22 protein-coding genes are annotated in these 24,379 nt (G+C 42.7%); 20 read left to right on the plus strand and 2 right to left on the minus strand.

What is annotated here, in order from left to right:
• The first annotated feature begins 11 nt into the window (after positions 1-11).
• From rimM to ABFY09_RS12695, 17 genes are all read left to right on the plus strand, one after another.
• Positions 12-557 carry a ribosome maturation factor RimM gene (rimM, locus tag ABFY09_RS12615; protein ID WP_347984670.1) on the plus strand — a complete coding sequence of 182 codons (546 nt, stop codon included), beginning with the start codon at positions 12-14 and terminating at the stop codon, positions 555-557.
• A gap of 22 nt (positions 558-579) precedes the next feature.
• Positions 580-1,332 carry a tRNA (guanosine(37)-N1)-methyltransferase TrmD gene (trmD, locus tag ABFY09_RS12620; RefSeq protein ID WP_347984671.1) on the plus strand — a complete coding sequence of 251 codons (753 nt, stop codon included), beginning with the start codon at positions 580-582 and terminating at the stop codon, positions 1,330-1,332.
• 69 nt (positions 1,333-1,401) lie between these two features.
• Entirely contained in the window at positions 1,402-1,764 is a 363-nt protein-coding gene (gene rplS / locus ABFY09_RS12625; protein ID WP_317005060.1) for a 50S ribosomal protein L19, read from the plus strand.
• Positions 1,765-1,865: 101 nt separating this feature from the next.
• Positions 1,866-2,585, plus strand: a complete 720-nt coding sequence (locus ABFY09_RS12630; protein ID WP_347984672.1) for a thioredoxin fold domain-containing protein — start codon at positions 1,866-1,868, stop codon at positions 2,583-2,585.
• Positions 2,586-2,733: 148 nt separating this feature from the next.
• Positions 2,734-4,035 (plus strand): homoserine dehydrogenase, encoded by a 1,302-nt coding sequence (locus tag ABFY09_RS12635; protein ID WP_347984673.1) that lies wholly within the window; start codon positions 2,734-2,736, stop codon positions 4,033-4,035.
• A 13-nt stretch (positions 4,036-4,048) separates the two neighbouring features.
• Positions 4,049-5,434, plus strand: a complete 1,386-nt coding sequence (gene thrC / locus ABFY09_RS12640) for a threonine synthase (RefSeq protein ID WP_347984674.1) — start codon at positions 4,049-4,051, stop codon at positions 5,432-5,434.
• Between the two features lie 89 nt (positions 5,435-5,523).
• Positions 5,524-6,243, plus strand: a complete 720-nt coding sequence (locus ABFY09_RS12645; RefSeq protein ID WP_347984675.1) for a 16S rRNA (uracil(1498)-N(3))-methyltransferase — start codon at positions 5,524-5,526, stop codon at positions 6,241-6,243.
• 120 nt (positions 6,244-6,363) lie between these two features.
• Complete coding sequence (locus ABFY09_RS12650; RefSeq protein ID WP_347984676.1) at positions 6,364-7,470, plus strand: GGDEF domain-containing protein; 1,107 nt, start codon at positions 6,364-6,366, stop codon at positions 7,468-7,470.
• A gap of 69 nt (positions 7,471-7,539) precedes the next feature.
• Positions 7,540-9,270, plus strand: coding sequence for a single-stranded-DNA-specific exonuclease RecJ (gene recJ, locus ABFY09_RS12655; protein WP_347984677.1), 1,731 nt, complete (start codon positions 7,540-7,542; stop codon positions 9,268-9,270).
• Between the two features lie 122 nt (positions 9,271-9,392).
• Entirely contained in the window at positions 9,393-10,235 is an 843-nt protein-coding gene (gene folD, locus ABFY09_RS12660; protein ID WP_347984678.1) for a bifunctional methylenetetrahydrofolate dehydrogenase/methenyltetrahydrofolate cyclohydrolase FolD, read from the plus strand.
• Between the two features lie 83 nt (positions 10,236-10,318).
• Complete coding sequence (locus tag ABFY09_RS12665; RefSeq protein ID WP_347984679.1) at positions 10,319-10,924, plus strand: UPF0149 family protein; 606 nt, start codon at positions 10,319-10,321, stop codon at positions 10,922-10,924.
• A 40-nt stretch (positions 10,925-10,964) separates the two neighbouring features.
• Positions 10,965-12,269: an aminopeptidase P N-terminal domain-containing protein gene (locus ABFY09_RS12670; RefSeq protein ID WP_347984680.1), complete on the plus strand. Its 1,305-nt coding sequence runs from the start codon at positions 10,965-10,967 to the stop codon at positions 12,267-12,269.
• Between the two features lie 42 nt (positions 12,270-12,311).
• The gene (locus ABFY09_RS12675; protein ID WP_347984681.1) at positions 12,312-13,517 is read left to right on the plus strand and encodes a UbiH/UbiF/VisC/COQ6 family ubiquinone biosynthesis hydroxylase; all 1,206 of its coding nucleotides are present in this window, start codon (positions 12,312-12,314) and stop codon (positions 13,515-13,517) included.
• Positions 13,518-13,610: 93 nt separating this feature from the next.
• Positions 13,611-14,438 (plus strand): HDOD domain-containing protein, encoded by an 828-nt coding sequence (locus tag ABFY09_RS12680; protein WP_347984682.1) that lies wholly within the window; start codon positions 13,611-13,613, stop codon positions 14,436-14,438.
• Positions 14,439-14,637: 199 nt separating this feature from the next.
• Entirely contained in the window at positions 14,638-15,711 is a 1,074-nt protein-coding gene (locus tag ABFY09_RS12685; protein ID WP_347984683.1) for a Fe(3+) ABC transporter substrate-binding protein, read from the plus strand.
• 30 nt (positions 15,712-15,741) lie between these two features.
• The gene (locus ABFY09_RS12690; RefSeq protein WP_347984684.1) at positions 15,742-17,406 is read left to right on the plus strand and encodes an iron ABC transporter permease; all 1,665 of its coding nucleotides are present in this window, start codon (positions 15,742-15,744) and stop codon (positions 17,404-17,406) included.
• 8 nt (positions 17,407-17,414) lie between these two features.
• Positions 17,415-18,482 carry an ABC transporter ATP-binding protein gene (locus ABFY09_RS12695; protein ID WP_347984685.1) on the plus strand — a complete coding sequence of 356 codons (1,068 nt, stop codon included), beginning with the start codon at positions 17,415-17,417 and terminating at the stop codon, positions 18,480-18,482.
• Positions 18,483-18,504: 22 nt separating this feature from the next.
• On the opposite strand, the gene ABFY09_RS12700 is transcribed toward ABFY09_RS12695, so the two are convergent.
• On the minus strand, positions 18,505-19,371 hold the full coding sequence (locus ABFY09_RS12700; protein ID WP_347984686.1) for an HDOD domain-containing protein: 867 nt from the start codon (positions 19,369-19,371) through the stop codon (positions 18,505-18,507).
• A 121-nt stretch (positions 19,372-19,492) separates the two neighbouring features.
• On the opposite strand from ABFY09_RS12700, the gene ABFY09_RS12705 reads away from it, so the two are divergent.
• On the plus strand, positions 19,493-20,689 hold the full coding sequence (locus tag ABFY09_RS12705; protein ID WP_347984687.1) for a class I SAM-dependent rRNA methyltransferase: 1,197 nt from the start codon (positions 19,493-19,495) through the stop codon (positions 20,687-20,689).
• Positions 20,690-20,752: 63 nt separating this feature from the next.
• Here ABFY09_RS12705 and ABFY09_RS12710 read toward each other — a convergent pair whose 3' ends face one another.
• Positions 20,753-21,409 (minus strand): HAD family hydrolase, encoded by a 657-nt coding sequence (locus tag ABFY09_RS12710; protein WP_347984688.1) that lies wholly within the window; start codon positions 21,407-21,409, stop codon positions 20,753-20,755.
• A gap of 135 nt (positions 21,410-21,544) precedes the next feature.
• On the opposite strand from ABFY09_RS12710, the gene ABFY09_RS12715 reads away from it, so the two are divergent.
• Both ABFY09_RS12715 and ptsP read left to right on the plus strand, forming a co-directional pair.
• Positions 21,545-22,048 (plus strand): RNA pyrophosphohydrolase, encoded by a 504-nt coding sequence (locus ABFY09_RS12715; RefSeq protein WP_347984689.1) that lies wholly within the window; start codon positions 21,545-21,547, stop codon positions 22,046-22,048.
• A 32-nt stretch (positions 22,049-22,080) separates the two neighbouring features.
• A complete protein-coding gene (gene ptsP / locus ABFY09_RS12720; protein ID WP_347984690.1) occupies positions 22,081-24,366 on the plus strand; it encodes a phosphoenolpyruvate--protein phosphotransferase in 2,286 nt (761 codons plus the stop codon).
• Positions 24,367-24,379 lie beyond the last annotated feature (13 nt).

Genomic DNA, 24,379 nt, shown 5'->3' on the forward strand with positions numbered 1-24,379 from the left:
GAGGTAGTGCTATGTCTAAATTGAAACAAGCGGCCGCTCCTGAGCAAGCCCTTGTTGTTGGACGCATTACATCAGTTTACGGTGTTAAAGGGTGGGTGAAGTTATATTCACACACTGACCCAATGCAAGGAATCTTTGATTATGCGCGTTGGTGGTTGAAAACCCCTAGTGGGTGGAAAGCTGTAGAATTAAGCCAAGGGCGCTTGCAAGGGCGTGGTTTGGTGGCATCGGTAAAAGGTTATACCGACAGAGATCAAGTTAAAGAAATCTGTGGTATGGACATTTATATTGATGGCAAAGATCTACCAGCATTAGAGGAAGGTGATTATTACTGGAGTCAGCTGGAAGGTCTAAGGGTTATAACCAAAGAGGGTGTCCTCTTGGGGAAGGTTTCTCAACTTATGGAAACCGGTGCGAATGATGTTGTTGTTATCCGCGCGTGTGAAGGCAGTTTTGATCGAGAAGAACGATTGATTCCGTATGCTCCAGGAACTTATGTTTTGAACATTGATTTAGAACAGCAGGAAATGGTAGTAGATTGGGATCCCGAATTTTAAACAGATAAGCTGAGGTCACAACGTGAAGGTTAGCGTTATATCGCTCTTTCCGGAAATGTTTCAAGCCATTACTCAATATGGAGTAACAGGCAGAGCCATTAAATCAGGGTTGGTCGAAGTGGATTTCTTTAATCCCCGCGACTTTACTCATGATAAGCATAAGACTGTAGATGATCGCCCTTATGGCGGCGGCCCTGGGATGCTGATGAAAGTTCAGCCTCTCAAAGATGCGATTGAGTGTGCCAGGAAAATGGTGCCCAATGCAAAAGTTATTTATCTATCCCCTCAAGGGCGTACGCTAACGCAAGCAGGCGTGCAACAACTTGCTAAACAAGCAGAATTTATTCTGGTAGCAGGTCGTTATGAAGGAGTCGATGAGCGTTTGATTCAATCTGAAGTTGATGAAGAATGGTCGATTGGCGATTTTGTCCTAAGTGGTGGCGAGTTGCCGGCTATGGTGCTCATGGATGCTGTATTTCGTATGGTTCCGGGAGTATTAGGAAAGCAGGCTTCAGCAGACGAAGATTCGTTTGCGGATGGTTTGTTGGATTGCCCGCATTATACTCGCCCAGAAGTACTGAATGGTGTGCCTGTGCCGCCTGTACTGCTTAGTGGCAACCATGAGGAGATTAGACGTTGGCGTTTAAAGCAGAAGCTCGTAAGAACTTTTGAGCGCCGGCCAGACCTTCTGCATGAACTTGAGTTGGACAAGGAACAGCAGAAGTTGTTAGAAGAGTTTATTCGCGAAACTGAAGATTCAACCTCGGCAGAGTAGGAATTGCGAGCTTATCAGGAAGAAGAACCTTCGTACTGATAAGAAACCATATCATTAGGAGTCACATCCATGAGCAATAAAACTAAACTGATTCAGCAAATAGAAGCTGAACAGATGACAAAAGAAGTTCCGGCATTCGGTGCTGGTGATACAGTTGTCGTTCAAGTTAAAGTTAAAGAAGGTTCACGCGAGCGTCTACAGGCCTATGAAGGTGTTGTAATTGCTAAGCGTAATCGCGGTCTTAACTCAGCATTCACTGTTCGTAAAATTTCTAGTGGTGTTGGTGTTGAGCGTGCTTTCCAAACATACAGTCCTCTAGTTGAGAGCATTGAAGTGAAACGCCGCGGTGACGTGCGTCAAGCTAAGATCTTCTACCTACGCGATCGTTCTGGTAAGTCCGCACGTATTAAAGAGAAATTAACTAAACGTTAATATTCTCTATCTAAAAAAGGCGACGTAAGTCGCCTTTTTTTATGGAACTAACTCCCTTCTATATGGCCTAATAGAGACTATTTCTGTCTTTGAGGTCCTTCATGAGTAAAATTTTCAGTTCACTGTCTCGTAGCTTTGTTGTGAGTGCAGTGTTGTTCTCGTTGTCTAGTGTTTCTTTTGCGGATGAGGTCAGTGTTGTATCGTCTATACAAGCCGTTTTACCTCAATATGAAATCGAAAGTGTCGAATTGCATAATGGCGCTGGCTTATATGTTGTGACCTTGGCTGGTGGACCTGTGCTGCATGTCACTCAGGACGGTAAATACTTTGTTGCGGGTGATTTGTATCGTGTCGAAGGCGAGTTGCTTGAGAATGAAACAGAGAAAGCTAAATTGGCAAAAGTCGAAGCGATACTTGAATCGGATATGATTGTCTACAAAGCGTCTAATGAAAGAGCGCATATTACTGTTTTTACAGATGTTGATTGTGTTTACTGCCGTATGCTTCATAAAGAAGTAGCTCAGCTAAATGAGTCCGGTGTGACAGTGCGTTATCTTGCTTATCCTCGATCTGGTGTCGGTTCAGAGTCTTATCAAAAAATGGTCAGTGTTTGGTGTTCAGATAATCCAAAAGAATGGCTTACCGATGCAAAACTAGGAAAAAGTATCCCGGTGAATAAATGTGTGAATCCAGTTGCAGATCAATATAAGTTAGGTAATGAAGTTGGTGTGCGTGGTACACCGAGTATCATTTTAGGCGATGGTACGCTTTTGCCAGGGTATTTACCTGCTGCGCAATTGGTTGAACGTCTTGGGTTATAGCCTTATCGCAAAATATTTTACCAAACATAGGCCTACTTCAGCCTTTTGTTCGTTGGGTTTGCGCCGTTCTCTCTGTATAATGTATCGGTTTTACATTTAATTGAATCGCTTATAAATAAAAATTAAACCATCTCTGTGGGGTATTGTTTTGAAACCGGTAAAAGTCGGAATTTGTGGACTAGGAACTGTTGGGTCTGGCAGTTTTAATATTCTTCGGAATAATGCGGAAGAAATTACACGACGTGTTGGTCGCAGCATTGTGATTGAGCAAATTGGCGCTCGTCGTGATAATGATATGTGCGACACCACCGGTATGAATGTTACACGTGATATTTTCGATGTCGTTAACAATCCAGAAATTGATATTGTACTGGAGTTAATTGGCGGCACCACGGTTGCAAAAGACTTGGTTTTAACGGCTATAGCAAACGGTAAGCATGTTGTAACAGCTAATAAAGCGTTAATTGCGGAACATGGCAATGAAATTTTTGCACTTGCTCAAGAGAAAGGCGTTATCGTTGCCTTTGAAGCTGCTGTCGCTGGCGGTATTCCAATCATTAAAACCTTGCGTGAAGGCTTGTCTGCCAATCAGATCGATTGGTTGGCTGGTATTATTAATGGTACGGGTAACTTTATTCTTTCTGAAATGAGTGAGAAGAAGCGCGACTTTGATGATGTCTTGGCTGAAGCGCAAGCGCTTGGTTATGCCGAGGCTGACCCTACATTTGATGTAGAAGGGATTGATGCTGCTCATAAGTTAACCATTCTTGCCTCTATTGCCTTTGGTATTCCTCTACAGTTTGAAAAAACCTACACAGAAGGAATTAGCCGAATTACGGCTGAAGATGTGGCTTTCGCAGACCAGCTTGGTTACTCGATTAAACACCTTGGTATTGCTCGTCGCACTAAAAGTGGCATCGAGTTACGTGTCCATCCAACTTTGATTTCCCACAAGCAGTTGCTTGCCAATGTGAATGGTGTAATGAATGCGATTATGGTTCAAGGTGATGTCGTTGGGCCAACGTTAAGTTACGGTGCAGGCGCAGGTGCTTTACCAACAGGCTCTTCTGTTGTGGCTGATGTGATTGATGTTGCTCGTGCACTTACTGCTGACCCAACCAATCGAGTGCCTCATTTGGCTTTCCAAGAAGACGCTTTGTCTGATATGGAAGTGTTGCCAATTGAAGAAATCGAATGTGGCTTCTTTTTAAATATGACGATTCAAGATCGTGCGGGAGTGCTAGCAAATATTACTCAAATTTTGTCTTTGAATGGCATTAGCATTGAGTCTCTGATTCAACGAGAGAGAGAGGGCAGTGATTTAGTGCCGCTTGTCGTTATGACTCATGATGTGAAAGAACGTAATATGAATGCTTCAATTGCGGCAATTGAAGCCTTGCCGGATGTTGTAGGTACTGTTCAACGAATCCGTGTCGAAAATTTGGCATAAGAGAGAATCAAAGATGAAATACATTTCTACTCGAGGTAAAGCGCCTGCATTGTCTTTTGGTGATGTTCTGTTGGCTGGTTTGGCAAATGACGGTGGTTTGTACGTGCCAGAAAGCTTGCCTCATTACACTAAAGAAGAGATTGCTTCGTGGGCGAATCTTTCTTATCAAGAGCTGGCGTTTAAAGTGATGTGGCCTTTTGTTGAGGGTGATATTCCTGAAACAGCTTTCAAGAAAATGATTAATGAAGCTTATGCTGGTTTTAATCACTCTTCTATTGCTCCAATGGTTCAGGTTGGCAACAACGAGTGGATTCTTGAGTTGTTCCGTGGCCCGACTTTAGCGTTTAAAGATTTCGCTTTGCAATTGCTTGGTCGTTTGATGGATTACGTCTTGGCTGAGCGTAAAGAAAAGCTGGTTATTTTAGGTGCTACATCGGGTGATACTGGGTCTGCCGCAATTGAAGGTTGCCGTCACTCAGAGCATCTAGATATTTTTATTTTGCACCCTTATCAGCGAGTGTCCGAAGTGCAGCGCCGTCAAATGACGACAGTAATCGACAATAATGTTTTCAATATTGCAGTGAAAGGCAACTTTGATGATTGCCAAGGTATGGTGAAATCAAGTTTTGCTGACCAATCTTTCTTGAAAGGCGCTAAATTGGGTGCAGTAAACTCGATCAACTGGGCGCGAATCATGGCTCAGGTTGTTTATTACTTTTCTTCAGCTTTGTCTGTTGGTGCTCCTCATCGTAAAGTGTCTTTCTCTGTTCCTACTGGTAACTTTGGAGATATTTTTGCGGGCTACTTAGCAAAACGAATGGGTTTACCTGTTGATCAGTTGGTTGTTGCTACGAACCAAAATGACATTTTACACCGTGTCATTGCTGAGAATGATATGAGTCGTCAATCATTGAATGTGACCTTGTCGCCAAGTATGGACATCATGGTATCCAGTAACTTCGAACGTTTGTTGTTTGATGCTCATGGCCGTGATGGCGCTCAAATTGACGATCTAATGGCGCGCTTTAATCAAGGTGATGTGTCTCTAAATAATGATGCTTGGTCTTTTGTAAAAGAGAACTTTGATAGTTATAAAGTGAATGATGAGAAGACGTGTGAAGTCATCGCTGACGTTTTTGCATCGACGCAATACTTGCTTGATCCACATACAGCAATTGGTTTAGAAGCGGCGCGTAATTGTTGGAAAGATAAATCTGTTCCTATGATTACTTTGGCTACCGCTCATCCGGTCAAGTTCCCTGAAGCAGTGAAAAAAGCAGGCTGTGAATCACCAAAATTACCTGAACATATGAAAGATCTTTTCGAACGTGAAGAGTCTTATTCTGTTTTGGATAATAGCTTAAGTGATGTTCAGGCTTTTGTTGCTAAGAAAATCTAACTAAGTTAATTGAACCAATGAAACGGCCAATCCATGATTGGCCGTTTCTGTTTGCCCTTCCACTTTTTCTTTTTAAAGCGCTACTTTATATGAATCTTATTCTGCTTGACTCTGAAAACACATTAGGCACAGATCAATACGCGTTAACAGACCGTCAGCAAACTCATGTGTCCAAAGTAATAAAAGCTCAGCAAGGAGATGTGTTAAAAGTTGGTCTGTTGAATTGCAAAATAGGTGAAGGAATATACGAGCCACCGAGCGATCATCAGCCAGGTTATATTCATTCCTTGAATCTATTTTTATCTGCGCCTGAACCATTATCAATTACCTTGGTGATGGCGTTACCTAGACCGAATATGCTGAAGCGTACATTGCAGAATATTACGGCAATGGGAGTGAAAGAGCTGTATTTGATTCATTCTGCCAAGGTGGAGAAAAGCTATTGGCAAAGCCCTGTTTTGCAAAAGGATTCTGTTAATGAATGCCTTATGCAAGGACTTGAACAAGCGAAAGACACCTTGATGCCAAAATGGTCTTTGATACCAAGATTTCGTCCTTTTGTTGAAGATCAATTGCCGGACCTTTTAGAAAATAAAATAGGTTTATTGGCGCATCCTTATCTAGCGAAACCTTGCCCTATCAATATTCAAGAACCTTGCGTTTTAGCTTTAGGCCCTGAAGGTGGCTGGAATGAATTTGAAGTGGAGAAATGGCTTGAAGCAGGTATGGAGGCAGTCCATTTAGGTGAGCGAATCTTGAAAGTAGAGACTGTTGTACCAGTGCTCTTGTCTCGCTTATACCCTGCTTAACGCTCTTTTTAAGAAACCTTAATGTTGTAATTTGTAACAGTTGGGCAATATTAAGAGAGTCCGTTTGGGTTTTAGTGTAATGTTAGTATAAATAGCTTTGGTAGCTTCTAGGTCGATCTCATGAGCAACTCAAATAAAACTAAGCCTGAAAAGCCTAGTAACAAAATACAAAATAAATCAGCTTGGTTGAAGTTTCTTTATGTTGGAGTCGAAAATGAGTCTTTTTCTGAAGATGCTCGCCGGATTCTTATTATTAATTTATTTACTCTAGTTGGCATTTTTTTTACGTTTCCACTGGGTATTATTTCTCTTTTTACAGGTAAAGCCACATTAGGTTGGAGTTTGGTTTTTATCGCTATTTTGTATGCGGCGAATCATGCTTTTCTTCGTTTTTTTCAGAATCATTCTCTTTCTGGTAGTTTTGTCATTTACCCCCTTTATGCTTTGATGATTTATCTTGTGTATACCGGTGGTATGAATGGTACTGGTCATGTGTGGATCTTTTGTGTTCCTGCTGTTTCTTTATTTTTACATGGAATGAAACAAGGACTAACTGAATTAGGCGTTTTCACTGTAGCCTTAATTGTTGTTATGTTCTTTACCGATAATTATTTTGCTGAATTTGGGTATCATGAAACATTGCCTTCTAGAATTTTGTTTTCTTTTATGGTGGTGATCTTTTTATCTGGGATTTACGAATATTCCATGTCTCGCTTTAACGATGAATTAAAAGAGACGACAGGAAAGTTAAAGCTGTTGGCTTATATTGATAGTTTAACAGGGGTGTTGAATCGTCGAGGTATGTTGCAGCGTCTAGAAACTAAAGAGCAAGAAATCATTCATTTGTTATTGGCAGATGTGGATTTTTTTAAGCGTATCAATGATCAATATGGTCATGATGCAGGGGATTATGCGTTAACAAAAATAGCAGAAATTATCCAAGAATCTTTACCTGAACATGCTTTTACTGCACGTTGGGGTGGTGAAGAGTTTTTAATGGCGCTGCCTGAAGGCGACGTTCAAGAAGCCAATACACTAGCGGAATTGATACGTAAACGTATAGACGGCTATGAGTTTTCGTATGAAGAGCAATCTTTTACTGTAACGATCAGTGTCGGGGTGGCAAGTACTGCTCCATCTGTGACTTTAAGAGAAGCAATTACTTTAGCTGATAGCCGGTTGTATCTCGCAAAGCATTCTGGCCGTAACCAAGTTTGTACAGGCTAGCATTTTTAAATAGGTTCTCTAATTCGTGGTATCCTTTCTCGATTCATTTTTTGATTCCTGAGATTTTATATGCGCATCGAACGTCGGATCCTTCCTATCGAAGAACATTATTTTCCGAACAATATGTCTGCGACATTGCAGCGAGTCTTTATGGCTCGCGGTGTCTTCTCTGAAGCGGATTTAGATTACCGTCTTCCTCACTTACTTCGTCCAGACTCCTTATTTGATCTCACAACAGCTGGCTCTATTCTTGCGGATGCCATAATGGCAGGTCAAAAGATCCTAATTGTTGGTGATTTCGATGCTGATGGCGCAACCAGTACCAGTCTTGGTATTTTGGCGTTAGAGGCGATGGGAGCGATTGCGCCAGATTATTTAGTACCCAACCGATTTGAGTTTGGTTACGGTTTAACCCCAGAAATTGTTGACGTTGCTAAGAAAAAAGAGCCAACAGTATTAATGACGGTGGATAACGGAATCGCCAGTATTGATGGTGTTCTGGCAGCTAAATCCTATGGAATGAAAGTCGTGGTGACAGATCATCACTTACCTGGCGATTACTTGCCAGAAGCCGATGCAATCGTGAATCCTAATCATCCAAACTGTGGTTTCCCAAGTAAAAACCTAGCGGGCGTCGGGGTGATTTTTTATGTGATGTCGGCTTTGCGAGCGGAGTTAAACCGACGAAATTGGTTTGCTGAACAACATATTCCTGAGCCTAAAATGGCTGATTACTTAGACTTAGTAGCTTTGGGAACCGTAGCGGATGTTGTGCCCTTGGATGCGAATAATCGCATTCTTGTGCAACAAGGGATTAAGCGTATCCAAGCTGGCTTAGCACGACCGGGTATTTTGGCTTTATTGGATATTGCGCACCGAGATCATACGCAGCTAAAAGCGTCCGATTTAGGTTTTGCTGTTGGCCCTAGGCTAAATGCGGCAGGGCGGCTTGATGATATGGCGATTGGTATTGAGTGCTTGCTTGCCATTCATCCTCATCAGGCGCGCGAGTATGCTCAACAGCTCGATCAATTTAATCGTGAACGAAAAGCCATTGAGTCCGACATGAAAGAGCAGGCAGAGCTAGTATTGGAAGACTTGTTGGACGATGAACAAGAAATCCCAAATGGCATGTGTTTTTATGATGCAGATTGGCATCAAGGTGTTATTGGTATTTTAGCTTCTCGAATGAAGGAGAAATGCCATCGACCTGTTATTGCCTTTGCTCGAGTTGGCGAAGGCGAATTAAAAGGCTCTGCTCGTTCTATTGCCGGTGTTCATATCCGTGATGCCCTGGATTTGTTAGCCAAACGTTATCCACAATTATTGAGTAAATTCGGTGGCCACGCGATGGCTGCTGGAATGACGATTCGAGAATCTCACTATGAGGCTTTTTGTTTGGCATTTGATGCCATCATCACGGAATGGGTGACACCAGAGTTACTGGAAGCGCGGATCTTGACAGATGGCCCTCTTGCTGCGGAAGACTTTAGTTTGAGCTTTGCTGAGCAGGTAAGATTATCCGGCCCTTGGGGGCAAGCTTTTCCAGAGCCTATTTTTGATGGTGTTTTTGATGTGCTCCAACAGCGTTTAGTCGGCGAAAAACATCTGAAACTCATGGTGCGCGAACCAAGTAGTGGGCTTCTTCTAGATGCGATTAGCTTCTTTGTTGATTTAGCCAAATGGCCAAATGATAAGATGGAAAAGGTTCGCTTAGTATACAAACTGGATATTAATGAATTTCGTGGGCAGCGTAACTTACAGCTTCTTGTGGATTATTTGGAATCAGTTGCAAGCTAAAAACAGTAGGCTTTTATTGTGATTTTGAAGAACAAACTGTGCTTCAAAGTGTCTATCGAATCAAAACTTGAGGTACAATACACGCCCCTCATATATCACTCTATTATTATTGGAGCTCTTTCATGACTGCATTGGTTCTTGACGGCAAACTTTGCGCCAAAGAAACTGAAAACCGCTTACAAACTCAAGTTGCTGAGCTTAAAGAACGTACTGGTTGTACGCCGATTTTAGCGACTATTTTGGTGGGTGCTGATCCAGCCTCAGCCACTTATGTAAAAATGAAAGGCAATGCTTGTCGTCGTGTTGGTATGGATTCTAGAGCGATTGAGCTGCCAGAAACCACTACAACAGAAGAGCTGCTAAACACAATTGAAGAGTTAAACGCTAACCCTGATGTGCACGGTATTTTGTTGCAACATCCAGTGCCTGAGCAAATCGATGAGCGTCTCTGTTTTGATGCCATTGAAGCGCGCAAAGACGTAGACGGTGTTACCTGCCTTGGTTTTGGTCGTATGGCGATGCAAGAGCCAGCATATGGCGCGGCAACACCAGCAGGGATTATGCGTTTACTTGAAGCATACGATGTAAACCTAGAAGGCAAACACGCTGTGGTTGTTGGACGTAGTCCAATTTTAGGCAAGCCAATGGCAATGATGATGCTGAATGCGAATGCAACCGTTACTATTTGCCACTCGCGTACTAAGAATCTACCGGACTTGATAAAACAAGCGGATGTGGTGGTTGGTGCTGTGGGCAAGCCAGAATTTATTAAAGCAGAATGGATTAAAGACGGCGCAGTTGTTGTTGATGCTGGTTATCACCCTGGCGGTGTTGGCGATATCGAGCTAGCTCCATTAACTGAACGTGTTGCTGCTTACGCGCCCGTTCCTGGTGGGGTTGGGCCAATGACAATCAATACTCTGATTTTACAAACCTTGGAGTCTGGCCTAAAGCAGCTAGGCTAGTTGTTAAGATTGAAACGAAAAGCCGCGCCATTAGGTGCGGCTTCTTTTTTATAACGAATTGAACAAGATTAGGTAGGAAGACTATGTCCAGAACGGCTACGTCCACAGAAATGCTAAAAGACGCATTGGACTTTGATTTAATCGCCGATGTTTTTGTTTCTGAATCTATTACGGCATCCCCTGCTGAACTACACGGCCAACTTTGTGGTTATCTTGCTTCTGGTGTGATTTTGTTACTAGAAGACTGGCTGACTATGGTAGCTGAATTTTGCGATATAGAAGGCTGGAAAGAGGACGCTAGCCGTGCTGCCATTGTCGAACTTTATACAGCAACGCTTACTTTATTCCAGAATGGCGAATACGCATTGGTGCCGAGTATTTCTGACGACGATGCAGAGCTTTGTGAAAGAGGCGTTACCTTGTCCCAATGGGCCCATGGCTTCCTAGCGGGTTATGGTTTGTCTGGTCAGAAAAATACACTTTCTGATGAGACAAAACAGATTCTTCGCGATTTCGCCAATATCTCTGGTATGCAAGCTGAAATGCGATCGCTGGAAGACAACAATGACAATGAAGTTGATCTTACAGAGTTGGTTGAATATGTTAGATTGTCTGCCATGATGATGTATTCAGAGCACCATGATGTAAATCCAGACGCCGATCATACAAAGAAAAATCCATTGCACTAGTTTTTACACTGACAGTTTTTGGTATTAAGTGAGGCATTTTATGAAAATTGAAACTCAAACTTATCAAGCGCGTCGCGAGCGTTTGATGCAATCTTTACCCGAGAACAGTGTGGTGGTTATCCGTACTGGCGAGCTGTCGACTCGTAATAATGATTGTGAATACGAGTTTCGGCCTCATAGCAGCTTCTTTTATTTGACAGGTTTTCCTGAGCCAAGTGCATACGCCATTATTCGTACTGGTGGTGAAATGACATTGATAACCTTGCCGAAAGACCCTGAAAAAGAGCAATGGGAAGGTTTTCGATTTGGGTCGGTTGGAGCTATTCAAAGTTTCGGAGCAATGGATGCGCTAGATCTTGATGGATTAGACGACGCTTTGTTTTCAGCTTTAGATGGCACAACTAATGTGGCTTATCTTTTTGATGATGGTGTCTTACGTGAAAAAGTGGCTGAGTGTCGCGATAGATTGTCTGCTCGTGCAAGAGCAGGAGCCGTTGCGCCAACGTTGTTTCTTAATGTTGAGCCTATTGTTTCTGAAATGCGTTTAATCAAAGACAAAGAAGAAATTGCCATTATGGAAGCGGCTGCGCAAATCAGCGTAGAGGCTCATAAACAAGCCATGAAGTCAGTTAGACCTGACATGATGGAATATCAGCTAGAAGCTGAATTGAATTACGTCTTTATGAAATCCGGCGCGCGCCAACCTGCGTATAACAACATTGTTGCATCAGGAAGTAATGCCTGTGTTTTACACTACATTAAAAATGATGAACCGATTGAAGACGGTGATTTGATTCTTATCGACGCGGGTGCTGAGCTCGGTTGTTATGCCGCAGACATTACCCGTACCTTTCCCGCGAATGGTAAGTTTAGTGAACCTCAAGCAGCTTTGTATCAAGTTGTGCTCGACGCTTATCATACTGGCATGAAAAAACTTGTCGTTGGTGCGCCTTATGAAGCCTTTCATAATGCGGCAGTGCGAACGTTAACAGAAGGCCTAGTTACTCACGGTTTATTAAGTGGCAATGTGGATTTGCTGATCGAAAACAAGGCTTATCGAGATTTTTATATGCATAATACAGGACATTGGTTAGGTTTGGATGTACATGATTGCGGCGCTTACAAAGTGGCAGGCGAGTCTCGTTTGCTTGAAGAAGGCATGGTGTTAACCATCGAGCCGGGTTTGTATGTTTCAGCTGATAATGAATCTGTAGACGAAAAATGGCGCGGTATCGGCATTCGAATAGAAGACGATGTGCTTATTCGCGCTGAAGGTCCGTATGTTTTAACTCATGGGCTAGCAAAAGAGATTGCAGACATTGAGGCGTTAATGGCGCAAGACTAACTGTCTTGGCTTGTGAGAAAAATAGAGTGGAGTGTTAGACACATGGCTAAATCGTACGATGTAATCATAGTTGGTGCTGGAATGGTTGGCGCACTATCGGCGATTCTTTTGGCTAAATCTTCTTTGCGAGTGGCGTTGATTGATAAACACAACGGCGATTACGCTTTGTCTGTCCCGCCAGCTTACGATGCCAGAGTAAGTGCTATTTCCAGCCAATCAAAAGCTTTATTAGAATTCGCTAACGTCTGGCAAAACATTCCTCAAGGGCGGGTGGCAACCTACGACAATATCGTGGTTTGGGACGGATTAGGCTCAGGTTATATCGATTTTAATGCTGGTTCTGCTGCCATGCCTGAGTTAGGCGACTTGGTTGAGAACACCGTCTTGAGTCACCAAATGCTGGTGCAAATACAAAATAACCAAAATATCGATTTGTATTTTAACAATGCGTTGGTCTCGCATGAATTAAGTGAGGATGGAGCAGGAGTAGTCTTACAATCAGGTGACCGACTGGCGTCGCAAGTCTTGATCGCTGCCGATGGCGGCGGCTCCAAACTTCGTTCAGAAAATGACTTTGCGACAGTGGAATGGGATTACGGTCATACTGCGATAGCCGCAACTATTGAAATAGATAAGCCTCATAACAACACTGCATGGCAAAGTTTTGGTGAGGAGGGGGTTTTAGCCTTTTTGCCTTTGCCTTCAGTAGGTGATCGACACTTTGTTTCAATTGTTTGGTGTGTGCCACCTGAAGAAGCAAGTGTTCTCAAGGCGTTATCGGATGATACATTTTGTCGGCGTGTACACTATGCTATTAACAGGCGTTTTGATGTGCTGTCGGTTACTCGATCTCGTCAAGCCATCCCTCTTCGTCAAAGGCATGCTAAAGAATATGTTAAATCCAGCATTGCTTTGATTGGCGATGCGGCTCACACCATTCATCCGCTGGCAGGACAAGGAGCAAACTTAGGCTTCTCAGATGTTAAAGCTTTGGTGGATGTTCTAAGTAAAGCGCATAAACGAGGTGAGAACCTTGGCTCAAGCAAAGTCTTAAGGCGCTATCAGCGAGCGCGCATGTTGGATAATGTTGTTATGGCAGCAGGAATGGAAACCTTTAAACGTCTGTTTTCGACTCAGCATCCATTTGTCGTTCAGCTTAGAAATACTGGAATGAAAAGCTTCGATTGCAACACATCCTTGAAGAAAAAATTGATTGCCCGTGCTGCAGGTTTAGCGTCTTTTTCCTGACGTAAATTAAATAAAGTATTTGACTGCGGTATTTGGCAGAATAAATCAATCGCGTTTTTGACATGAAATCAATGAAAACAAAGGTGCAGAAGTATGCAAGTCCAAGAACTTTTAAAGAACACTGATAAGTTACCTAATGTGCCCCATGTTGTGCGTGAATTGATTCAAATGCTTAACGACCCTAATGTTAAGTATGCAGAAATCTCAGAAAAAGTGACTCATGACCAAACTATCTCTTTGAAAGTTCTGCGTGTTGTCAACTCTGCTTATTTTGGCTTATCGAGAAAAATCTCATCGATTGATGAAGCAACGGTTTTATTGGGAATTGATAAGCTTAAAACTTTGGTTATTGCGTCTGGCTTCTCAAATTCCGTGTCAAAAGTAGATGGTATTAAGCTACCAGAGTTTTGGGCTGATTCGTTCCGTGTCGCAGAACTATCTCAATGGTTCGCTAAACGTACTTCTTTGGTTGAAGCGGATGAAGCTTTTACGGTAGGTATCGTTCATAACATCGGACGCTTATTGTTGCACCTTACTGTTCCAGACACAGCACGAGAAATTCGACAGCTGGTTGTGAATCGTAAGGCAGGCTTTGTGAAAGCCGAGCTAGATTTGTTGGGCTTTACTTCTCAAGATGCAGGTAAAGCATTGATGGATTTATGGAAATTCCCGTCTTCGATTGGCGATACAGTGAAACATCATTCAAGACCGTTTGAACTTGATCCTCCACAGCCTTTATCGTGTGTTTTGAATTTGGCTTGTTATTTAAATGCCTGTATTCGTGCGGAACGTGATTCGGACCTGGTTCGTGAAGGTTTCCCGGTTGCCGTTGCAAAGGCGGCTGGTCTTTCAGAAGGTATTATTTACGAGCTTGATGATGCACTTATTATTAGTGATGGACTGAATCAGTTACTTGATTAAGTGTGTAATTAAGAGATTTTTTATCTTCAAATTTAGAACACAACAACGCAACATTTTTTCTCATTCTCAAATGAGAATCGCTAGTGTTCATTCTTAGCCTGTGTTAATTTCTTGTCTCAAATTTAATGACTTATACACTCTTGATTGACCTTTAAACGGCTCAATTCTGGGGTGAATATTGAGCTAGGTGGAAATTTTTATGCCAACAAAGTTACGCGCAATAGTCGAAAAAATAGGTTCTACATCCTTTCGAAATAGTATGAGCTGTCTCGCTCTCACATCTTCTTTAGTGTTTGCTGCCAATGTTCAGGCTCAAGGTGAAGTGAATGTTTATTCTGCTCGTAAAGAGTCGTTGATTGCACCTGCTTTAGATGACTTTTCAAAAGAACATGACGTTGTTGTAAATCTCATTACTGGTTCTGCGGATGCCTTGCTTAGCCGATTACGAGCTGAAGGTGATGCTAGCCCAGCCGATGTATTTATTACCGTGGATGCGGGTCGTTTGTACCGAGCGAAAACAGCTGGTGTGTTGAAGCCAATTAACAGTGAAGTGCTTAACGCGAACATTCCGAGTCATTTACGTGATGTAGATGGTTATTGGTACGGTTTATCACAACGTGCTCGAGTGATATTTTATAACCCTAAAAAAGTCTCCCCAGCTGATCTTTCAACATATGAAGATCTTGCTGACTCAAAATGGAAAGGGCGTATTTGTGTTCGCTCATCGGCAAATATTTATAACCAGTCTTTGGTTGCTTCAATGTTAGAAGTGGATGGCCGAGAAAAAACACAGGCTTGGATTAAAGGTTTGGTGTCTAATTTAGCTCGTCCTCCATTCGGTGGTGATGTTGACCTTCTTAAAGCAGTTAATGCTGGGGTTTGTGATCTGACGTTAGCGAACACTTACTATTATGGCCGTCTTGGTCAAAGCACAGATGCAAGCGAAAGAGAAGTTTATCAAAACGTTAAACCATTCTGGCCTAACCAAGCGGCAGACGATCGTGGCGCTCATGTGAATGTTAGTGGTGCTGGTTTAACTGCAGCGGCAACGAATGTAAAGAATGCAACTTTATTGCTAGAGTTTCTAACCAACCATGAGTCACAAGAATGGTATGCTCATGTAAACAATGAATACCCTGTTGTGGAGGGAGCAAGCGCGCCAGAAATGTTAGAGCCATTTGGCGAGTTCCGTGCAGATACGATTTCTCTGAGTACGTTAGGTGTGAATAATCGAACGGCAGTTGAGTTAATGGATCTAGGCGGTTGGAAATAACGTCCTCTTTAAAGTGAGCTTATATTATTAATGGTTGACTCCACTTCTCCCAGTGCAGCCCGTAGGCTTAAATGTAACTGGTTAAAAATCGCTGCAGTGTCGATTGCGGCGATTTTAGCATTACCTATTTTAGTTGTATTAGTGAATGTCCTGATCGGTAATGGCAATGTGTGGCGTCACCTTTATGAAACGGTTCTAGCTGATTACATTCAAAACTCTCTTCTATTAATGTTAGGTGTTGGGATTGGCGCTTTTGCAATTGGCGTTCCTTGCGCTTGGCTAACCAGTATGTGCGATTTCCCCGGCCGTAAACTCTTGTCTTGGGCTTTGCTTCTGCCAATGGCCATGCCGGCTTATATTATTGCTTACACCTATACGGGGATTTTTGATTTCGCTGGACCTGTGCAAACTTTTATTCGTTCTGTAACTGGCTGGAGTTACGGAGAATATTGGTTTTTTGAAGTTCGTTCCTTAGGTGGTGCGATCGTCATGCTCACTTTAGTTTTGTATCCTTACGTTTATTTGATGAGTCGCGCGGCATTTTTAGAGCAATCTGAAAATACTTTAGAAGTAAGTCGTACGCTTGGCTATTCAAGTCGAGCTGCGTTTTTTAAGCTGGCATTGCCTCTCGCTCGTCCTGCCATTGTGACTGGGCTTACTCTGGTATTGATGGAAACATTAGCTGATTACGGAACGGTTCAGTTCTTTGGTGTGAATACTTTTACGACGGGAATTCTGCGTACTTTCTACGGCTTTGGTGACGTAATGGCGGCTTCACAATTAGCGGGTATTTTACTGTTATTTGTGATTGTGCTGATTTTATTAGAGAAGCACTCACGTCGTCGTATTCGTTATCATGCTTCAGGGTTAAGGAAAGCCAGTAATCGACGAATTCAATTAACAGGGAGTCGTGTTTTTTTCACCTACCTTGTTTGTTGGTTGCCAATTTTGTTTGGTTTTCTTATTCCCACGGGGATCTTGTTGTATTGGGCGCTGTTTAAGGCAGAAGTGCCTGATTCAAAATTTGTTCAGTTGGCGTGGAATTCTTTATATTTAGCCGCTTTAGCTGCCATGATTGCCGTAGGGCTTGCACTGGTTTTGAGCTATGCAATACGTCTAAACCGAGGTGTGAGTGTTAGAACCTCTATTGGTATTGCTGGAATGGGCTACGCCTTGCCTGGGACCATTATCGCAATCGGAACAATTGTGCCATTGGCTTGGCTTGACCATAGAATTATTGATTTCATGAAACAGTATACAGACCAAAGAGTCGGTCTGATCTTCTCTGGTACATTGGTCGCACTCTTGTTTGCTTATACAGTACGTTTCATGGCGGTGTCATTAGGCGCTGTACAAAATGGGCTTGGTAAGATAAAGCCGAGTATGGATATGGCTGGGCGTTCATTAGGTACGACGCCTGCAAAAGTATTGGTTCGAATCCATGTGCCTTTGCTGAAAGGTTCTGTACTAACGGCTATGTTGATTGTTTTTGTTGATGTATTAAAAGAGTTGCCTGCAACTTTGGTGTTGCGACCTTTTAATTTTAACACTTTGGCTGTTAGAGCATTTGAATTAGCGTCGGATGAAAGGTTAGTTGATGCTGCGCCAGCATCCTTAATGATAGTGCTGGTAGGACTGGCGCCAGTCATACTCTTGAGCCGTTCCATTTCCTCTCGTGCTGAATTTTCTAAATAGGTTTGTATATGACATCGTTACCTGTCCATGAGAAATTAAAAGAAATGACCTTAACCAATGTGACTGTGGGTTATGACGGTGGCGCGATTGTTAAAGGGGCGTCATTTCAACTTTTAGAAGGCCAAATCGGTTGCTTGCTTGGACCAAGTGGTTGCGGGAAATCGACATTATTACGTGCTCTTGCTGGCTTCGAGTCTTTGATGACTGGTGAAATTAAAATAGATGGAGAGATTATTTCTAGTCCATCTATTACCACTAATCCGGAAGAGCGTCATATTGGTATGGTGTTTCAGGATATTGCTTTATTCCCCCATCTGACTATTGCCCAGAACATCGCTTTTGGTTTGACGACTTGGCCAAAGAAAGCGGCAAGCGAACGAGTGAATTATTTATTAGATTTGGTTGGCTTATCTGGCTTTCAAGCCCGCTATCCGCATTCTCTTTCAGGTGGTCAACAACAACGTGTGGCTTTAGCTCGTGCTATGGCGCCGAAACCAAAGCTGCTTTTAATGGATGAGCCTTTTTCTGGCCTCGATGCTAAATTAAGAGAAGAGCTAGTGCCTGATATTCGTGAAATATTACAGCACGAGAAGATGAGTGCATTGTTGGTAACGCATGATCAGATGGAAGCCTTTGCGATGGCGGATCAAGTGTCTGTCATGGATGCCGGTGAGATCCATCAAACAGGTTCATCTTATGAAGTTTATCATCAACCAGAAACGCGTTTTGTGGCGAGTTTTATTGGACACGGTGACTTTTTACCCGCGACGGTTTGTGGTCCAGATTGTGTCCATTCTGATTTAGGCAACATTCATGGTGATTTAGATCATGGCTTTGCAGACAATACGGATGTGGATTTATTGATTCGACCAGATGATATTCTACATGATGACGACAGTGAGTTTGTTGGTGTTATTGTGAGTAAATGGTTTAGAGGGTCGCACTTTCTGTACCGAGTAAAGTTGTCTTCTGGTAAAGTTGTGTATTGTTTTGCGTCGTCACATCACAATCATCATATAGGGCAAGAAATTGGTTTGACGGTACACCTTGACCATCTTGTGATGTTTCCCCGCTAGCGTCAATTCTGTCGCTAGTTTATTAGGCTATTCCCATGCCTTGCTCGTGGCATACTTCTATCATCCCTTCGAAGTCATATTCCGTTAAATCTAAGTGATCTAATGCGTAGTGGCCAACTTGTTGCCACTCGTAATCCTTGTTGGCTTCTCCTATGTGTTTATGAACAGATGCAATGTGTTCCGCCATTTTTAGGATGGCTGCAAAGGTAAGATAAAGCCCATCGCCAGGCACGCGGTTGTTGAACAGACGATCTATTCTGTGGTGTTTTGCAATGACGGAGCAGCAGCTTTTTGGTAACCCCCAAGACTTCGCCAGAAAATAGCCAACCACAGAATGGTTGGTTTTAAAGGCTTGATTCTCAAGGTCAGTTAGTAAGAAGTTTGGATCTTGGTAACCTTGCTGTAAAACTTCTTTATAACCGTCAAAGCGCTTTAGCATCAAAGGAATACCTGCGTTGTGGAATAACCCTAGCGCGTAACATTCGTCTTTAAATTTAAAGTTGAGCTGATCTGCGATACTTGCACTGATTGTTGCGACGTCTGTTGCTGTATCCCAAAAGTTATGCAGTGATTTTATGTTGTCGTCAGATAACTCGCTTTTAACCGCAATGCTATTCAGTATGCTTGCTAAGCGATCTGTTCCTAGCATCATGACGGCTTGTTGGATGGAAGTAATTTTTGTTGTGAGGTTAAAGTGCGCTGAATTGACGAATTTAAGAACAGCGGCAGAAAGGCTAACATCTTGCGATATAGCGGACGAAATAAAGCCCATATCGGGATCTGGCATGGCCCATTCCATTTGTAAATCCACCAAAATTTGAGGCTGAGGTGGAATGCTGATGCCTTGCAGAATGTGTTTAAGTTCGCTTTCGTTTAAGAGGTTTGTCATAAAGATACGTCGTTCAAAGCCAATAACTGTTCTTTAACTAGTTTTACACTAAGTATGTAATTCATAGCAATTGAGTATAGAGTCACTATAATAACGTATTTTAATTTACTGGGTGATAATTGTGAGTGTTATTCGACTAAAAGGTCAGACTGATCGTCGTATTCGAGCTGGGCATCAATGGATTTATAGTAATGAAGTAAATACTTCAGAAACGCCATTAAAACAATTTACCCCAGGTGATCAGGTTGTGGTTGAAACAGCACAAGGTAAACCGCTTGGTATTGCGACGATTAATCCGAATGCATTGATTTGTGGACGCCTTATTAGCCGTAGCACAGACACAGTATTAAATAAGTCGACTTTGGTTCACCGTCTTAAAATTGCGTTGTCGTTACGTGAAATGACCTACGCTTCGCCTTATTATCGTTTGGTTTTTGGTGATTCTGATGGCTTGTCTGGATTGGTTGTAGACCGCTTTGCTGACATTTTGGTGGTTCAAATATCAACCGCAGGTATGGAACGTGTTAAAGATGAAATCATTGAAGCGCTGCAAGATGTTGTCAAACCATCTGCTATTCTTATGAAAAACGATGGCAAGATGCGCCAAATAGAAGGTCTGGAAAGCTATGTTGAAGAAGCTTTCGGAACTGTGCCTGAGACAGTTTTCTTGCAGGAAAACGATGTTTTATTCCAAGCGCCAGTTTGGGATGGTCAGAAAACAGGTTGGTTTTATGATCACAGAGAAAACCGCAAAACCATGCAAGGTTTTTGTGATGGTAAGCGCGTCTTGGATGTCTTTTCTTATGTTGGTGGTTGGGGCGTTCAGGCAGCTTCCGCAGGTGCAACAGATGTGACTTTCATTGATGCTTCTGAAAGCGCATTAAGTCATGTTGATGAAAACTTAAAACTAAATCAATATGAAGGGGATGCAAACTTAATGCATGGCGATGCGTTTGAAGCGATGCAATCTTTGATTGAAGATAAAGAGCGCTTTGATGTTGTGGTGATGGATCCTCCAGCTTTTATTGCTCGTCGAAAAGACATTAAAGCAGGAGAAGGGGCTTATCACCGAGCAAACCAATTGGCGATGAGATTGGTCGCGAAAGGTGGCATCTTGGTTACAGGTTCATGTTCTATGCATTTAGAAACAGCGCGTTTACACGAGATTATTCGCAGTAACAGTCGTCAATTAGAACGTTTTTCTCAATTGATTTATCGTGGTACACAAGCGCCAGATCATCCGGTTCATCCAGCCATTGATGAGACTGAATACTTAAAAGCCTTATTTTACAGAATCCATAATAATATGGGGTTGTAGGGGCAAAACGAAAAATGGGAGCAGATAGGAATCGGCTCCCATTTTTTTAGATTCGTTTTTAATTTAATTACGTAAAGAAATATGTGGCCAATCTCGTTCTTCGGCTAGCTTAGACAGAGTTTTATCAGCATCAACCGCAACAGGATGAGTAACAAGCTCTAGCAATGGTAGGTCATTGCGTGAATCACTATAGAAATAACTGCCTTCCATCGAATTTCCTGTTTCGGCTAACCAATCATTTAAGCGCGTGACTTTGCCGTCTTGGAAGCTTGGTACACCAACGATTTTTCCAGTGTAGTAACCATCAATAATTTCAGGCACTGGCGCAATAATATGATCCATGCCTAATGCGCCACTGATTGGCTGAGTAACAAATTGGTTAGTTGCTGTGATCATTAGCAAGAAATGCCCTTGCTCTTTATGATGCTTCAGTAAATCTGTGGCTTTTGTTTGCATCATAGGACGGACTTTTTCTTCCATAAAGGTGCTATGAAGCTCATTGAGTTGTGCTCTGGTAAATTGAGTCAGTGGAGCTAGACTGAAAGCGAGGTATTCATGAATGTCTAATGTGCCAGCTTGGTACTCTAGGAAAAACCTGTCATTGGCTTCTTGATAAACTTGTGTATCAACCAGCCCTTTTTCAACTAAAAATTGTCCCCAAGCATAATCGCTATCGCCGCTCAATAAAGTGCCATCTAGATCAAATATTGCAAGTGTCACAAGCTTTCCTCAATTCTTCAAATATGCATGGATTATAGCCCTGACGATAATAAATAACATTAGTCTTAATTGTGCGAGTGGGCGAATTATGGAACAATGAATCTAATTTATTCTTATATTGGAAGGTAAAAGCTCGTGATTGATGCAGACGGATACAGACCGAATGTGGGCATCATTCTGATGAACGAGCGTGGTCAGCTTCTTTGGGCGAGGCGTGTTGGACAAAACGCATGGCAGTTCCCCCAAGGTGGCATTAAATCAGACGAGACACCTGAAGAAGCTTTATTTCGTGAATTAAAAGAAGAAGTAGGGCTGGATCCTCATCAGGTAGAAATTGTAGGGAAAACTCGCGGTTGGCTGCGTTATCGTCTTCCTAAACGTATGCTAAGACACAATAGTAAGCCTTTATGTATAGGGCAAAAACAAAAGTGGTTTCTTTTGTCTATTCGTTGCCCTGATGCCTCTGTGTGCGTAGATGGAACAGAATGTCCAGAATTTGATGGTTGGCGTTGGGTGAGTTATTGGTACCCGCTAGGCCAAGTAGTGGCGTTTAAAAAAGATGTTTATAGAAGGGCGCTGAAAGAGTTAATCCCAAGTGCACACAGCTGGTTAGATAAGCAGACAAAGCCAAGGACCTAATCTTTTTGGGTCTATAAATTGACAGGAAAACTATGTTAAGTTTGTTAAGACGTATTACGCAAGAAGTGACGGCTGCGGAGTCTTTGTCCGCCGCGTTGGATATTATTGTCCGCCGTGTTCGCCGTTCTATGCGTGCTGAAGTATGTTCTATTTATCTAGTAGACAGCAATACATCTGAATATGTTTTAATGGCAACGCGCGGTTTGAATGAGAATGTGGCAGGCAGCGTGAGCTTGAAAGCGGACCAAGGTTTGGTAAGTTTAGTTGGTCGCAGAGCAGAGCCAGTTAACCTAGAAGACGCACATATTCACCCTTCTTTTCATTATCTAAGTGGCACTGGGGAAGAACGTTATCGCTCTTTCCTTGGTGTACCAATCATTCACCATCGTCAAGTTTTAGGTGTGCTTGTTGTTCAACATGAAGATAAGCGACGCTTTGACGAAGGGGAAGAAGCCTTTCTTATTACTTTGTCTGCACAGCTAGCAGGTGTTATTGCTCATGCTGAAGCGACAGGTGCCATTGCGAGTCTCAGTGCAAACACAATGCAAGGCGGCGCAGACTTCCGCTACAAAGGAGTGTCAGGCAGCTCTGGTGTTGCCATTGGTCGTGGCGTTGTGGTGTTTCCTCCTGCTGATTTGGATGTTATCCCAGACCGATTAATTAGCGATTTTGATGGTGAAATTGAAGATTTCTATCAAGCCTTAGAGGCCGTTAGGCAGGATATTCGTAAGGCAAGTAACCGCATTAGCCAACACCTTTCCGCTGACGAAAAAGCACTATTCGACGTGTACCTTAAAATCTTAGATGACAACTCTATTGCAGGAGAAGTGGTTCGTAAGATTCAGGACGGCAACTGGGCGCAAGGTGCATTAAGGCAAGTTATTCAAGCTCATATAAGTCAGTTCAATCGTATGGACGACCCATATTTACGCGAGCGAGCATCTGACCTGCGTGACCTTGGTCGCCGAATTTTGTCTCATTTACAAGAAAAAGCTCCTAATCTGGCTGAACGTTTTAGTGAACCTTCGATTATCGTAGGTGAAGAACTCACTGCATCTATGTTAGGCGAAATTCCAATCAATAAAATCAAAGGTCTGGTTTCTGTTATGGGATCGGGGAACTCTCATGTGGCGATTTTAGCTCGTGCTATGGGAATTCCTACCGTGATGGGAGCCTTGGATTTGCCTTACGCTCAATTAGATAAAGTTGAGCTGATTGTAGATGGTTATCTAGGGCAGATTTTTACTTCGCCATCTGAAGCACTTAAAGAAAACTTCCAGCAAATCGTTGATGAAGAGCGTTTGCTAGAAGAAGAATATGAAACACTCAAAGATTTGCCCTGTGAGACACTAGATAACCATCGCTTAGCCTTGTATGTGAATACGGGTTTATCGGCCGACATTACTCGCTCATTGGATCGTGGTGCAGAAGGTATTGGTCTTTATCGTACAGAAGTGCCGTTTATGGTTCGTGATCGTTTCCCGACTGAAGCGGAGCAAGTGCAGATTTACCGTATGCAATTGGAAGGCTTTGCGCCAAGCCCAGTTACGGTCAGGACGCTTGATATAGGTGGTGACAAAGCGTTGCCATACTTCCCTATTCAAGAAGAAAATCCGTTCTTAGGTTGGCGTGGTATTCGAGTAACGCTTGACCATTTGGAAATATTTATGGCACAAATTCGTGCCATGATAAAAGCTAGTGCGGATCTGCATAATTTAAAAATCATGCTACCAATGATTTCTAATGTCGCAGAAGTTGAAGAAGCCTTAGCTCTTATTCGCCGTGGTTATGCTGAGGTGAAAGAAGAAGGTTACAACGTCAAGATGCCAACCGTTGGTGTGATGATAGAAGTTCCCGCAGCGGTTTATCAAGTCAAAGAGCTTGCAGCCTTGGTGGACTTCCTATCTGTTGGTAGTAATGACTTAACTCAATACTTGTTGGCAGTTGATCGTAACAACCCACGGGTTGCAGACCTGTATAACTCGTTTCACCCTTCTGTTTTAAGAGCCTTGTACAGCATTGTTGATCAGGTGAGAGATGAAGGTGTAGGGCTTAGCGTTTGTGGCGAAATGGCCGGTGATCCAATGGGCGCTATTTTGTTGATGGCAATGGGTTATGACGTGCTATCCATGAGCTCTACGAGTTTGCCAAAAGTGAAAGCTGTCATACGCAACATTACTTTGGAGCAAGCGCAAAGCATGTTGAATGAAGTAATGAATTTATCTCATGCTGAAGCAGTAACGCAAACCATGAGTCGATTAATGCGCGAAGCAAATATTGAGCGCTTAATTCGTCCAACTAAAACGACAATACAATAATTTCTATTTAAGG

The sequence above is a fragment of the Marinomonas sp. 5E14-1 genome (genome assembly GCF_039939215.1).
Classification (GTDB): Bacteria; Pseudomonadota; Gammaproteobacteria; order Pseudomonadales; family Marinomonadaceae; genus Marinomonas.